General features: G+C 67.3%; 7 protein-coding genes. 1 reads left to right on the forward strand and 6 read right to left on the reverse strand.

Annotated elements, in window-relative coordinates; genetic code table 11:
- Positions 1-5: 5 nt before the first annotated feature.
- From GXY85_01860 to GXY85_01870, 3 genes are all read right to left on the reverse strand, one after another.
- On the reverse strand, positions 6-1,328 hold the full coding sequence (locus GXY85_01860; protein ID NLW49576.1) for an aminotransferase class V-fold PLP-dependent enzyme: 1,323 nt from the start codon (positions 1,326-1,328) through the stop codon (positions 6-8).
- Positions 1,329-1,366: 38 nt separating this feature from the next.
- Positions 1,367-2,722 (reverse strand): TrpB-like pyridoxal phosphate-dependent enzyme, encoded by a 1,356-nt coding sequence (locus tag GXY85_01865; GenBank protein NLW49577.1) that lies wholly within the window; start codon positions 2,720-2,722, stop codon positions 1,367-1,369.
- A 150-nt stretch (positions 2,723-2,872) separates the two neighbouring features.
- Positions 2,873-4,264 carry an MBL fold metallo-hydrolase gene (locus GXY85_01870; GenBank protein ID NLW49578.1) on the reverse strand — a complete coding sequence of 464 codons (1,392 nt, stop codon included), beginning with the start codon at positions 4,262-4,264 and terminating at the stop codon, positions 2,873-2,875.
- Positions 4,265-4,403: 139 nt separating this feature from the next.
- Here GXY85_01870 and GXY85_01875 point away from each other — a divergent pair, with 139 nt between their 5' ends.
- Positions 4,404-5,843 carry an MATE family efflux transporter gene (locus tag GXY85_01875; protein ID NLW49579.1) on the forward strand — a complete coding sequence of 480 codons (1,440 nt, stop codon included), beginning with the start codon at positions 4,404-4,406 and terminating at the stop codon, positions 5,841-5,843.
- Between the two features lie 3 nt (positions 5,844-5,846).
- Here the strand turns inward: GXY85_01875 and GXY85_01880 are convergent, their stop codons facing one another.
- From GXY85_01880 to GXY85_01890, 3 genes are all read right to left on the reverse strand, one after another.
- Complete coding sequence (locus GXY85_01880) at positions 5,847-7,232, reverse strand: hypothetical protein (GenBank protein ID NLW49580.1); 1,386 nt, start codon at positions 7,230-7,232, stop codon at positions 5,847-5,849.
- A 16-nt stretch (positions 7,233-7,248) separates the two neighbouring features.
- Positions 7,249-9,210, reverse strand: a complete 1,962-nt coding sequence (locus tag GXY85_01885; GenBank protein NLW49581.1) for a peptide transporter — start codon at positions 9,208-9,210, stop codon at positions 7,249-7,251.
- A 64-nt stretch (positions 9,211-9,274) separates the two neighbouring features.
- Positions 9,275-13,975: a hypothetical protein gene (locus tag GXY85_01890; GenBank protein ID NLW49582.1), complete on the reverse strand. Its 4,701-nt coding sequence runs from the start codon at positions 13,973-13,975 to the stop codon at positions 9,275-9,277.
- Positions 13,976-14,072: the final 97 nt, after the last annotated feature.

A 14,072-nucleotide genomic window follows, 5' to 3' on the forward strand; every position in this document is an offset into this window, starting at 1 on the left:
CGCCGCTATGCCTGTTCGTCGCGCGGGATTCGGTCGGCGTTTTCCGCCACCTTGCGGTAGGCGGCGGCGTACTGCGCGATCAGTTCGGGATAGTCCTTCTTGAACCACGGGATGCCGCAGGCGATCTCGTTGATGGATTCGGAGACGGGCAGCGCGCCGCGTCCCTGGCGCAGGTCCCGCTGGCCGAAGGAGACCATCGTCGGCTTGCCCATGCGGAACAGGTCGGCCTCGTGGAAGACGGGATGCAGGTGCAGCGCGAAGTTGGCGCCGGCATTGCACGCGCCGACGCCTTCGGCGCGGACGGCCTCGGTGAACTTCGCGCAGGAGAGTCCGTCGAGTTCCGCGGCCCGGTAGCAGCCCCGGGCGTAGTACCAGCCGCCCATCGTCGAGCCGGAGTCCTTCGGCGGCCGGTGCTCGTGGATGCCGGGCACGCCGTCCAGGAGGTCCCAGAAGCGGTTCAGTGCGGCCTGGACCTCGGCGATGCGGGCGGGGTAGTACTTCAGTTGGACGCGTCCCATGGCGGAGCACCATTGGTTCATGCGGTGCTTGAAGCCGCCGAGCGGGATTCCGGCGAACTTCTTCAGTTCGGGGTCGGTGACCTGCGGATCGACCGGGTTCCAGCGCGAGTAGCCGCCGGTCCGTTCGTAGTGGCCGTAGGCGATGCAGTGCTCGTAGATGGCGCGGTCGCTGGTGACGAGCATGCCGGCCTCGCCGATGGCGAAGCTCTTGCCGGCCATCATGCTCATGGCGCCCACGTCGCCGATGGTGCCGAGCATCCGGCCCTTGTAGAGCCCGCCCTGGGCGTGCGAGACGTCCTCGATGACCTTCACGCCGTGCTTGCGCGCGATGGCCATGATCCGGTCCATCTCGCAGGGATAGCCGCAGTAGTGGACGACCACGATGGCCCGCGTGCGGGGGCCGATACGGTGTTCGATGTCGTCGGGGTCGATGCAGAGCGTGTCCGGCAGGATGTCGCAGAAGTGGACGGCCGCGCCGAGCGACAGGGCGGGCACGGCGCTGGCCCAGTAGGTCATGCTGGGGCAGATGATCTCATCGCCGGCTCCCACGCCGCAGGCCCACATGGCGGCGCGGAGCGACTCGGTGCCGTTGGGATAGGCCAGGGCGAACGGCGCCCCGATCCACTGCGCGAACTCCTGCTCGAACTGCTTCGTGATCGCCGTGCCGCTCATCGCGCGGTCGCGCAGGACACCCAGCACGGCCTGCTCGTCTTCTTCGGTCACGATGGGCCAGACGAAGGCGTCGCCCGCGTCGAGGGTCACCGTTTTGGGTCCGCCCAGAAGGGCCAGTGTGTCTTTCCCGTCGGCCATGACTCTACTCCTGAAAGAACGCGCGCCGTCTCGTTGGGTCAGCGGGGTTTCGGCAGGCCTTCGAGGCCGCTGAGCGACTCCTTGAGGATCTCCTCGGGAAGCGCCATGTCCTGCAGCTTGCCCTGGAAGAAGGCATCGTATGCGGCCATGTCCATCATGCCGTGTCCCGACCAGTTGAAGAGGATCACCTTCTCCTTGCCCTCTTCCTTGGCTTTCTTCGCCTCCTGGATGGCGGCCGCGATGGCATGGGACGTCTCCGGGGCGGGCAGGAAGCCCTCGGTGCGCGCGAACAGGACGGACGCCTCGTAGCACTCCAACTGGTGCAGGGCGCGCGCCTCGATCAGTCCGTCGCGGACCAGTTGGCTCACCAGCGGCGCCATGCCGTGGTAGCGCAGCCCCCCGGCATGGATGGGGGGCGGCACGAAGTCGTGCCCCAGCGAGTACATCGGCAGCAGGGGCGTCATCTTCGCCGTGTCGCCGAAGTCATAGACGAACGGGGCGCGCGTGAGCGTGGGGCAGGCCGCCGGTTCGGTGGCCAGGATGTGGACCTCCTTGCCGGCGATCTTCTCCCGGATGAAGGGGAAGGACAGCCCGGCGAAGTTGGAGCCGCCGCCGGCGCAGCCGATGACCACGTCCGGCCAGTCGCCGGCCAGGGCCATCTGCTTCAGGGCCTCTTCGCCGATGATCGTCTGGTGCAGGAGCACGTGATTGAGCACGCTGCCGAGCGAGTAGCGGGTGTCTTCCGACATCACCGCCTGCTCGACCGCCTCGCTGATAGCGATGCCGAGGCTGCCCGGCGTGTCCGGCATCCTGGCCAGGATGGCCCGGCCCGCTTTGGTCTCCGTGCTGGGGCTGGCCACGCACTCGGCGCCCCACGCGGCCATCAGCAGCTTGCGGAAGGGTTTCTGGTCGAAGCTGATGCGGACCATGAACACCTTGCACTCGAGTCCGAACAGGGCGCACGCCATGGCCAGGGCGCTCCCCCATTGGCCGGCGCCGGTCTCGGTGGTGATGCGCTTGATGCCGTAGACCTTGTTGTAGTAGGCCTGGGCGACGGCGGTGTTCGGCTTGTGGCTGCCCGGGGGGCTGACGCCCTCGTTCTTGTAGTAGATGCGGGCCGGCGTGCCGAGGGCCTCTTCCAGGGCCTTTGCGCGGTGCAGGGGGCTGGGCCGCCAGAGCGCGAGCTTCTCCAGGACGGGCTCGGGGATGTCGATCCAGCGCTCCTGGCTTACCTCCTGCTCTATCAGGTTCATCGGGAAGATGGGGGCCAGGTCCTCGGGGGACACCGGCTTGCCCGTCGCCGGGTTCAGCGGCGGCTGCAGCGGGTTGGGCATGTCCGCCTGAATGTTGTACCACTGGCGAGGGATCTCGTCTTCCCTCAGGATGATCCGCATTGGCGTACTCACGGGCAGTTGTCCCTCCTGCCGGGCAATCGGCTGCAGGTGTAGTGACAAGGAGTCAGCATACTATCGCGTCCCGACGCCGGGTGCAAGGCACACGTCCGACGGCGCATGCGTCGAGAGGCCATCTTCCGCCGCCGTGCTTCAGGCGGAGTATGTCTCCTGCTCCGTGGGCAGCACGACCTCCCGGGCGCCCATCTTCTGCAGGTCGGCAGCCAGCGTCGATGCGGCCTCGTCCTCACCGTGGACGACGAACGCCTTGTCTACCTCTGGGCCCATCTCCGCGAAGTAGTCGCCCATCTCCTTTCGGTCGGCGTGGGCGCTCAGGGCGTTGATGGTGTGCACCTGCGCCAGCAGGTCGTAGCTTTCGCCGAATATCCTGACGGGGCTCTGCCGCTCGACCAGCCGCCGGCCCAGCGTGTGCCGGGCCTGGTACCCGACGATCAGGATGACGTTGCGCTCATCGCCGACGGAGTGCTTCAGATGGTGCAGGATTCGGCCGCCCTCGCACATGCCCGAGGCGGAGACGATGATGACGGGGCCGGACATGTCGTTGAGCTTCTTGGACTCTTCGGCGTCTTCCGTGTACGTGAGGGTGGGGAAGCGGAAGGGGTCCTCTCCCTTCTGCAGAAGGGCGGCGGCTTCCTCATCATAGCATTCGGGATGGCGCCGGTGTACGGCAGTGGCCTTGGTCGACAGGGGGCTGTCGACAAACACGGGGATCTCGCCCATGCCGCCTTCCCGGCACAGCTCGCTGAGGAAGTAGACGATCTGCTGGGTGCGACCGACGCTGAAGGCGGGGATGATCAGCCGCGCGCGGTCGTGCCGCACCTGTTCGCACAGCGCGCCCAGCGTGGCCTTGACGTCCTGGCGGGCCGGATGCAGGCGGTTGCCGTAGGTGCTTTCGGTGATCAGGACGTCGACGTCGTGCAGCACGTGCGGGTCGCGGATGATGGGCATGGCGCGTCGCCCGATGTCGCCGGTGAAGAAGAGCCGGCGCGTCGTGCCGTTCTCGCGCACGTCGAGCTGCACGAACGCCGAGCCCAGGATGTGCCCCGCGTCGTGGAACGTGAGCGTCACCCGCGAGGTCAGTTCCTGCGGCTTTCCGTAGGGGACCGTCCGGAACGCTTCGAGGACCGCCGGTATGTCCTCGGGTGTGTAGAGCGGCTCGAACGGGTTCTTGCCCTGGCGCCGGCGTTTGCGGTTGACGTACGCGACGTCCTGAACCTGCAGGTAAGCCGAGTCCGCCAGCATGATCTCGCACAGGCCCCGCGTGGGGGGCGTGGCGAAGATCGGGCCCCGGTAGCCCCGCCGGAGCAGGGAGGGGAGGTTGCCGCTGTGGTCGATGTGTGCATGGGAGAGCACGCATGCGTCGATGGACGAGCAGTCCAGCGGGATCTCACGGTTGCGCTCGAAGGCCTCCTTGCGCTTGCCTTGGTAGAGCCCGCACTCGAGCAGTATGCGTTTGCCGTCGACGGTGAGAAGGTGCATCGAGCCCGTCGTCGTGCCGACGGCGCCGAAGAACTGAAGGTCCATTCCGCCTCCCGGACAGTCTACACAGGAATGTGGGGAACGCTCCACGATACCCGGGAAGCCCCGTCGGGTCAAACAGCGGCACGGTCCGGTCCGTCAACTGGAATCTCGCCTGCCGAGGCCCCATACTGGCGACTTCGCCATGGCTGCGGGACAGACCGGACGGACCGAGAAGATCGACCTGACATCAGGCCCCCTGATGGGGCACCTGGTGCGCATGGCCTGGCCGACGGTGCTGGGCATCGTGCTGCAGTCGCTCTACAGCATGGCCGATACGTTCTGGCTGGGCCGGCTGGGCGAGGGCAAGGGCGTGGTGGCCGTCGCGTCGCCCGGCGTCGTGCGGCCGGTTCTGTTCATTGCCGTCTCGCTCGGGTTCGGGCTGAGCATGGGCGGCACGGCGCTTGTGGCGCAGTTTACCGGGGCGGGAGAGCACCGCCGGGCCGACCGCGCGGCCGGCCAGACGCTGCTTCTGCTCAGCGCGATGGGAGTGCTGGCTGCCTTGCCCATCGTCCTGCTGGCGCCGGGGATTCTGCGGCTCATGCGGGTGCCCCCGGGTGTGGTGGCGTCCGCCTCCGCCTACCTGCGCATCTTCATTGCCGGCCTGCCGTTCATGGCTTTCTCGATGGCGTATGCGTCGGTCCTCAGGGCGCTGGGCGACACGATCACGGCCGTGGTGATCGTGGGCGCGACGAACCTGCTGAACTTCGCCCTGGATCCGGTGTTGATCTTCGGCTGGGGCGGGCTGCCGGCTCTGGGGGTGCGGGGGGCCGCTCTGGCCAGTGCGATCGGGCAGGTTCTGAGTGCGTTCGGGTGCTACGTCTGCATGCGCCGGGGCCGGGCGGGGCTGCACGTTGGACTGGCCGAGTTCGTGCCCGACTGGACGCTGATCGGCCGGATCATCGCCGTGGGCGTGCCCGCCGGCGTCGGGTCCGCAATGAACTCCGTGGGCCTGGCCATCTTCCAGACGATCATCAACAGCTTCGGGACGGCCGTGGTGGGGGCCTTCACCATCGGCTTTCAGGTGCTGCATTTCTTCGACGCCCCCATGCACGGTGTGGCGCACGCGGCCGCACCGATCGTGGGGCAGGCCCTGGGGGCCGGCAAGGTGGCGCTGGCGCGCCGCGCCGTGCGGATGAGCGTCATCACGATGGCCCTGATCCTGCTGGCGCCCACGGCCTTCCTGATGCTCCGGGGGCAGTGGGTGGCGCGCATCTTCATCCAGGACGCGGACGTCATCGCCGAGAGCGGCCGGTTCTTCCGGATCGTGCCGGCGTCGACCTACTTCTTCGGGGTGGTGATGGTGCTGATGGCGGCGTTCTACGGGTCCGGCCACACGCGTCCGGTGATGGCCATCTCGTTCGTGCGGGTGTTCGGCGTGCGGATTCCGGCGGGGGCGATGCTGGCCTTCTGGCTGCACCTGGGCAGCGTAGGGGCCTACCTCGGGATGGTCGCCGGCAACGTCGCCGGCGCGCTGCTGTCGGTCTTCCTGTTCCTCAAAGGAGGGTGGGAGACGGGCGTGGTCGGCGGGCTTGCACAGGGGAGCGACGAAGACGAAGGGGAGCCGCCGCCGCCCGCCTCGTAGGCGCTACCTGTCCAGGATCGGGCCGTAGAGGGGGCCGTCGGAGCGCGCTGCATCGGCCGCACGCAGGGCGGAGAGCGCTTCGGCGACGACGTCGGCGATGGATTCCTCTTCGCTCACCTCCGTCAGCGCACTGGCGATCTGCCGGTGCACGAACTCGGTGGGATTCGGGACGGACAGGTCGTACTCGCCCTCCCGGGCTGCGTAGTCCGCTCCGATTCGGCCGAGCAGGTCCACAGCCAGCCGCATGCGGCGCACGTTGGCGCGGCGCATCTCCCGTTCGTTCTCCTCGCGGGTGAGGCGCAGGGTCTCGACGGCCATGAAGGGGTTGATCGTGGTCTTGGTGGCGAAGTAGGAGAGGAAGCGGATCGTGAACTGGTTGTGCCGGAGCAGCCAGGCGCCCTCGGCCGTCAACTCCCGCACCCTGTCGAATCGGTGGCTCAGCAGGCTCAGGTACTGGTAGATGTGCGGATGGTCCAGGCGCTTGCCCTCGGCCATGAGGCGGGTGATGTCGTCGACGACCAGGCGGCCGGCCTGTGCCAGTCTCGTCATGCCGTCCTTATACGCCGCCTCCATGCGATCGGCCTCGGCGGTGCAGTAGGATGCCTCCTCGTCGGAGAGGCTGGCGGGGCGGTCGGCCAGCATGTCCACGAACTTCCCGACGGCCTGGCGGCGAACGGGTTCGGAGGCCGCGGAGGATTCCTCGATGAGCGCCCGGAGGGCCGACGCCTCGGCGCCCACGAACACCCTCTTGCGCAGTTGCTCCTGGAGTGCCGTCAGGCGGCGGCGTTCGGTTCCGGCCGCCCGGCCCGGGCGTCCTTCGGCGACCCAGACGAGCACTTCGGTGATCTGGTTCTCGACGTACGTCATCTCGGCGTCGGCCCGGCGTTCCGCGATCATGTCGTCCAGCACCTGGCGATCCTCGTCGCTCAGTGCGAACTCAGGGGGCAGCGTGCCGTCGGCGGACATGCTGGCCAGGAGGGTTCCTACGAGGCTGCGGCGGGCGGAGGTGACACGCCACTCGACGGCCTTGCGGAGGGCCAGAGCACGGGCCATCCGGGGGTCGTCCTCCTCGTTCTGCAGGAGTTCCTGGTTCACATAGAGGAAGGAGAGCATCGGCCGGCGCTGCAGCACCTCCATCGCTCGGCGCCCCGTGTCGCTCTGCAGATCGACCGCCTCGGCGCCCAGGCTGCCGCGCAGGTCGCGAATCGCCGCCCGCAGTCGGGCCTGCGTCACCACCGAGAACGAGATGTGCAGGACGCTGTAGATGCAGAAGGGCACGAAGATGACGTAGAAGGGGACCGTGAACCACCGGGGAAGCAGCGGACCGGTGGCCGCCTCCCGCAGCGTGGGGGTCTGCTGTTCCTGCTCGATGCGGCTTGCTTCGCTCATTGTGGGGACTCGACTGTCAGAATGGCACCATGGTGATGGCTCTGTGGATCAGGAGGATGGCCACGGCTCCCATCCCCACAAGGCCGGTGCCGCAGGCGAAGCCGGCGGCAAGTACGGGGGTGAAGTTGCCCCAGCGCTGGCGGCCGAAGACCTTCTGCATGTAGAACCGGCCCAGCAGGGCGGCGGCCAGCATGGGTGCGGCCCAGGCGGGGTCGCCGACCAGCCCGGTGATCGTTCCGTAGAGGAAGAGCGTGGGGGCTCCGATGAGGCGAAGGAACGTGTACATGGCCACGGCATAGCCGGTGCCGCAGCCGATGACGCGCCAGTTGAGGGCCTTGAGGAAGAAAGCGTTGCCCGTGGTCGTGGCCGTCATCCAGAAGGCGGTCATGGTGGCGTCGCGCGGCCAGAACCGCATGGCGTTCGGGTAGTCCTCCGGGATGTCGCTGATCTTGTAGAGGAAGGACCAGAACAGGAGGCCGGCGACGACGGCGATCGGCGCCATCAGAAGTTGCGCCTTGAAGATGCTCGTGAACCTCGTGCCCGTCAGTTCCACCTCACGGAAGTGCAGGGCGCTGCCGCCCTGGTCGCCCATGGGCACCGGCGCATACCAGATGTCCACGCCCTTGTAGCCGCTCAGGACGAAGGCGGCCTCGCGAACGTAGGGGATGCCCACGGCGTGGCCGGTCAGACCGTGCAGGCGCGCGCTGACGTAGGAGATCATCGGCGTCCAGACAAATCCGAACAGGAGCAGCAGCCAGACGGGGAACTTGGGCACCAGCCAGTGGCAAAGCATGATCATCCAGAGCGTGCCGGCGATGTAGAACAGCACGGCCACCGGGATGGGCACGTCGCCCCGGCCTTTGGGGGGTGCCAGCGACCCGCCGCTGGTGGCGGACCGTGCGGCCTGGGCCTTGATGGCCTGGCTGAAGGCGGCGTAGAAGCCCAGCAGGGCGATGGCCACGGCCGTGCCGATCGAGAAGCTCAGCCAGAAGTCGAACTGGTTGGCCAGGCCCGTCTCGATGTAGTCCATGCCGGGCTGCCACATGTTCAGTATGCCGATGCGGTAGAGGATGGGGTTGAGGATCAGCCGCCCGAGCACGCCGCCGCAGAAGTTGCCCACGACCATCCAGAAGGGCAGCACGAAGCCGGAGAAGATCAGTGCCAGGTTCGTGCCGATGGCCAGAGGCACGGCGCGGAACCACCCCACATTCTGGAGCTTGGTGGTGAAGTCGTAGAACGGCACGGGGATCAGGTAGAGCGGCTTGCGCAGGAAGACGTCCGAGAGCGGGGGAATCGCCACGTAGATCAGGCCGAAGACGATGCCCACCGTGCTGCCGATCGAGAAGCAGCGCCACCGCCACGTCTCCTCGTCGCTCTCGGCAAGGGCCGTCACGCCCTTGGCGGCGATGGGCGCCATCGGGAAGGGCAGGCGCTCGACGTCGCTGGTCAGGCGGAAGACGGCGTACCCGAGGCTGAAGAAGCTCAGGCGCCCCCAGATCGTAAACAGGGCGAGCAGCCCCAGTTGCGGCCACCAGTCCCTGTGCAGCAGGGACCGCTGGATGAACGCCTCGCTGCCGGGCGGCGGTGCCTTCCAGAACGGTATCTGGTTGGCGATCTCGAACTGGACCGCCGCATCGCTGCGGACGAAGTACGTCATCCCCACGAACGTGTTCATCCACAGGTTCGGTATGGCCGCGCCCAGCACGCTGAAGGTCACGCTGTAGATGACGAACATCTCCTGGCGGCTCAGCGTCGTGCGGCAGCGCTTGGCGATTTCCAGGAAGACGATGAGGGTGACCCAGACGGCCGGCTGCCCGAGCTGCTGGCCGAGCATGAGGAACATGAACATCGAGCCGGGCATGACGACGAACGCGACGAACAGGCCCGCCAGGATGGCCTTGATGCCGAATCCGTCGGCGAATGCCGTGGGCTCTTCCTGCTCCTCGCGTATCTTCAGATAGTCTTCGCCGCCAGCCATTGGTCGCCTATGCTCCGGTCCGTTTTCATGGCCCAGCGGCCGCCCCGGCGGGGGCGGCCGGCATTCAGCTCGTCTGAACGGCCTGCCCGCTGAGGCGCGCCCGGCCCTCGGCGGTCAGCCGCTTCTTGGCGTCGGTCGTGACCAGGCGCCAGATCAGCAACTGCTTGCGCAGGTCCTTGAGGAATCCCAGGTTCATCCGGTGCCAGGTCTGGAACTCGCCGCTCTTGCGCGTCAGAACGAAGTACAGATACGTGATGTCGGGCTGTTCGGCGTCCGGCACGCTGGATATCTTGACGCTCTGGCTCACGCCCATGTCCAGAGGCGCCACCCAGACGGTGGCCTCCATGGAGATGCGTCGGGAGCCTTCGACCGTCTCCTCGTAGAACGCCAGGTCGGCCGAGGTGAAACTGCCCACCGCGTCTTCGTCGTTGCTCTCGAAATACTCGTAGAGGTAGGAGATCACGCCGAGCGCCTCATGGGAGCTGACCGTGAACGGGAACCAGATCTCCCAGACGTCGCTGGTCGGCTTGGCGATCGTCATCCGGCGCGTCTCGTCCGGCACGCTCAGCTTGCCGGCCATGCGGGCGGGGTAGGCCGTCGAGAGCAGCACGACGACCACCACCGCCAGGGCCGACCACACGGCGCTGACGCTGGAGTAGTTCAGCGAGATGCCCTCCATCAGGGCGGGCACGTGGACGAGCCCCCGGCTGATCACCTGGCCCAGCAGGTATCCCAGCATGGCGCCCATGACGGCGAACACGCAGCTTTCGGCGAAGAACAGCGCGCCGATGTGCACCGGAGCGAGCCCGACCGAGGCGTAGGTCTTGATCTCGCCGATCCGCTCGTAGACGGCCCCGAGCATCGTGTTGAACACGATGAGCGCGGCGATCATGATCGGCACGACCAGGCCCTTGAGCCCTCCCATGCTCAGGCGGGCGCGCGTGGCCACGCGATGCACCTGCGGCGTGCCGCCCGGCGTCTTGCTGTAGCCCGCATACAGCGCCAGGTTCACGCGGCTGAGGAGCTCCTGGAGCACCTGCCGGAACGGACGCAGCGAGGTGGCGCCCGTGCGGCCCGGTCCGGCGGCGATGGAGCGGACCGTGCCGCCCAGCTTCAGGTTGAGCTCGTTCGGGATGAAGAGCACGCGGTCCGGCTCCATGTGCACGTACTGCTCTTCTTCCTCCTGCTGGGCGGACTTGCGGTGGACGAACGTCTCTACGTCCATCTCCCCGGTGGCGCTCAGGGCCAGCCCGCCGCTCCCGGCGGCCGTGCCGGTCTGGCCTTCGCGGTACTGCTGGGCGACGAAGTCGACGGGGGTGATCTCCTCGTCATCGACGTCTTCGTAGCGGAACAGCTCGTCGCTGTTGATCGAGCCGATCACGCGCAACTGCCGGCCCATGACGCTGATGTAGGCCCGGCCCATGTCGGAGTCCTCGAGGCGCAGGTTCTCCTTCATGCGCGTCGGCACGATGCAGACGAAGGGCCAGTCGGGAGCCGACCGGTCGAACCACCCGTGGCTGAGGTACTGCGGGGTGTGGATGCCGGAGAACTGCGCTTCCTCGGGCGTGAGGCCGAGGATGGCGTTGGCCACCGCCTCGCCCTCGCCGCCGACCCGCGAGATCTCGATCTGAAGCTCCTCGGTCTTCTTCCGGTTGACGAACCAGCTGCGCGGGGCGACGTCCATGCCGCGCACGCGGAAGAAGTTCATCATGTCGTAGGCCACGAACTCCGGCAGCGGCCCCCAGCCGAGGCCGCGCAGCAGCACGCCTTCATACGGGGCCTCGCGCGGCGAGGCGTACTCCAGCATGCGCGTGGGCATCGTCTCGAAGCTGGTGAACGACAGGATCGTGAACGTCAGCAGGATCAGCGTGGCCGCCGTCAGCCCGGTGCGCACCTTGCGTTTGCGCATGTTGGAGATGCCGAGGATGAAGGCCGCCATCGTCGCGCTGGCGCGGGCCACGTCGGCCCGGTGGATCATGTCGACCTTCTGGCGCAGGTGTTCCATCACGATGTTGAACTTCGCCAGCAGGTACCAGATTACGCCCAGGGCGGCGACCAGCATGAAGAAGCCGTCCAGGATGATGATGGGGGTCTCGGAGAGCTGGAAGGCCGGGTGTACGAGCCGCAGGACGATGTAGGAGAGCACGAACAGACAGGCGATGGCCAGCAGCTTCTTGCGGATGTCCACCACGTTCAGCAGCAGGCGTTCGGCGAAGATGACGAACGGCAGCAGCAGGGCGAAGTAGAAGACCACGCCCTTGACGACGTCCGTGGCCGTGTCGCGCACGTCCGGGTAGACGCGGTTCTCCAGCGCCCAGGCCATGTTCACGTTGTCGTAGAAGGTGTCGTAGTTCCCGGCGCCCATCTCGCGGCGGGCGTTGTGGATGTGCGCTTCGGCCTGGTCGTACAGCTCCCAGACCCGCGTCTTGTAGATGCCGCTCTGCGTGAGCCGGTCCATGCGGTGGGCGTCGAGGCTGTGCATGTCCTGGACGGTCTGAAGCCCGGTCAGGTAGATGAAGTTCTCGGTCTGGTCGGCACGGTACCCGATGCCCGTCTTCTCCCGCTTGCTGCGCTCCTGCTCGGTCACCTGGTCCTGGTAGTTCAGCAGCAGCCCCTCGTTGCCGACGGCGGTGGCCGCCATGAGGTACTTCACGTTGCGGTCGCGGCGCGTGAAGTAGACGGCCAGCGGCTTGCTGAAGGGATCGTCGACGGTCTGCTGGCCGACGAACGAGACCAGTTCGTCGGGCTGGAACTCGCTGTTGGATTCGCCCCGGACCGCGATCGTGCGGCCGAGCGTGGCCAGGGACAGCGGGTCGATCAGGTCGAAGATGGTGTTGCAGACGGCCCGGAAGAAGTTCATCCGAACGTCCGTCTCTCGTTCGGTCCAGTCGGCCTCCCGCGCGCGGGCCGAGGCCGCCACCAGCTCGGATTGGGCCACTTTGCTGACGACGCCGTCCGTGGGCGACAGGGCGAAGCCGTCGACGCGGAACGTCTGGGCGTCGACCAGCCCGAAGACCTCGAAGTGGCCCTGCACGTTGCTGATGCGGAAGTCCAGCGTCGAGACGCCCATCATGCTCTTGGAGCGGCTGGTCAGGGTCGGGGCCAGCATGCTGACGGCCACGGTGGCGTTCGGGATGGGCGTCTTCGGCATGTAGGCCAGGAGGGCCAGCTCAATGGTGAAGCCGAAGATGCTCCCGATCTTGCGCTGCTTCCAGATGTCCTTGCGCTGGATGGGCAGCACGGGGATGTCGGCCGTGCTCTTGATCAGGTGGGCGCAGGCGATGGCCTGCCGGCGGACGTTGTCGAGGTACGGCTCCAACTCCTCGTAGGTGTCCTGCGGCGTGTTGACGCTGTTGCGGGGGTCGCCGGCCGTCGCCAGCGTGATGCCCGGGTAGCCGCACAGCGAGATGACCTCGCTGTCGAAGGCCATCAGGTCGGGCACCAGAGACCGCCAGTCACGGCCCTGTTGGGGCACGATGCCGCTCAAGTACTTCAGAGTCCCGACCGGGCCGCCGCGGACGGACAGCCCGTTCATCCACTCCGTCAGCAGGCTGCTGTACTCGGCGTAGGCCCGCTGGAGATCAATCTCCTGGTTGCTCCAGCTCAGCGTCAACTGGTCGTAGAAATTGCCCTTGTAGAAGGACCCCAGGCTGTTGTGCCGGCTGGAGAGGTCCAGTCCGATGAAGAAGTACGGCTCGCCCGTGGCCTGGCCGGCCGAGGCGTTGGGGCCGCTTCGGCGGGGGTACATGGTGCGGAACGCGTAGTCGCGCACGCCCGAGAGAGCCTGGTAGTGGCCGGGGGCGGCAATGAACTTCACCTTGCGCCGCGGCGGGTGCTTCGTCAGATACCTGGCGACCTCCAGCATGGTCGCCACGCCGCAGGTGCTCTCCGCTCCCGGGCAGAGGGCGGGGACGACCGAGGTCCCGTCGTAGTAGGTGAACACCACCAGCGCCTGATCCGCCAGTTGCGGATCGATGCCCGGGATCTCCCCGCTGATGCGGAAGACGTCCATCTCCTCCCACCGCATCTGGGCCCGTACGGTCGCCCGGACCGACGCGCCTTCCGGCGTTCCCAGCCGGTGCAGCGCCGCCTCAGCCTCGTCGGCCGAGGCCGTCTCGCCCGCGCGCCCCGACAGGGCCGCGGCCAGGGCCGGCAACTGCGCCTTCTGGATGTAGTAGCGCGGGACCGGAACCGGAAGGTCCATGTACTTTTGTTCGGCGTCGATGCGGAACGCATGCGGCGACTGGACGAAGATGATGCCCGCCGCCCCGGCCTTGGCCACGTTCACCCACCGCGTGTCCGAAGCGAAATCCATCAGCACCAGGTTGCCGCGGATCTCCTTCTTGTTCATGTCGCTCAAGTGTCCCGGGCCGACCCACACCAGATTCCCGGTGATTCCGTCCGGCCCGGTCATGGGGGTGCGAACATAGTTGGGAAAGAGGCAGTAGAGGGGAAGCTCGCGGGAGCCGACCGTCAGGGTGGCCCCGTGCGAGGGGCGCTCGCCGCGCTCCGCCTCCGGAATGCGCTTGCCCCAGCGCTCGTCGTCCGGGACGATGGGCACAACGACCTGGAACGGCTCTTCCGTCACGTTGGCCAGCCCGAGCGCGCGGAACTCGGCGGCGATGTAGCGGCCGGCCTCGTAGCAGCCGGGGTACCCCGTGAACCGGCTCTGGTAACCGGACAGGTGCCGGATGTGTCTGGCGGGGTCGATGGCCCGCAGGTCGGCTTCCGAGTCGCTCGCGGCCGCACCGGGCTCTGCGGCCAAGCTCGGTGTTGCGAGCAGAAAGAAAACAAACGCCGTACAGGCCGCGAATCCCCACTTGCGCGCCATCTCTGGACCTTCTCGCATCAGGGCAACCGGT

It is taken from the genome of Candidatus Brocadiaceae bacterium (genome assembly GCA_012728835.1).
Taxonomy (GTDB): Bacteria; Planctomycetota; Brocadiia; order SM23-32; family SM23-32; genus JAAYEJ01.

What these genes read in the sequence shown, in the direction of transcription:
- GXY85_01860 (NLW49576.1), bottom strand. Translation starts at nt 1,328, where the DNA reads ATGGCCGACGGGAAAGACACACTGGCCCTTCTGGGCGGACCCAAAACG.
- GXY85_01865 (NLW49577.1), bottom strand. Translation starts at nt 2,722, where the DNA reads ATGCGGATCATCCTGAGGGAAGACGAGATCCCTCGCCAGTGGTACAAC.
- GXY85_01870 (NLW49578.1), bottom strand. Translation starts at nt 4,264, where the DNA reads ATGGACCTTCAGTTCTTCGGCGCCGTCGGCACGACGACGGGCTCGATG.
- GXY85_01875 (NLW49579.1), top strand. Translation starts at nt 4,404, where the DNA reads ATGGCTGCGGGACAGACCGGACGGACCGAGAAGATCGACCTGACATCA.
- GXY85_01880 (NLW49580.1), bottom strand. Translation starts at nt 7,232, where the DNA reads ATGAGCGAAGCAAGCCGCATCGAGCAGGAACAGCAGACCCCCACGCTG.
- GXY85_01885 (NLW49581.1), bottom strand. Translation starts at nt 9,210, where the DNA reads ATGGCTGGCGGCGAAGACTATCTGAAGATACGCGAGGAGCAGGAAGAG.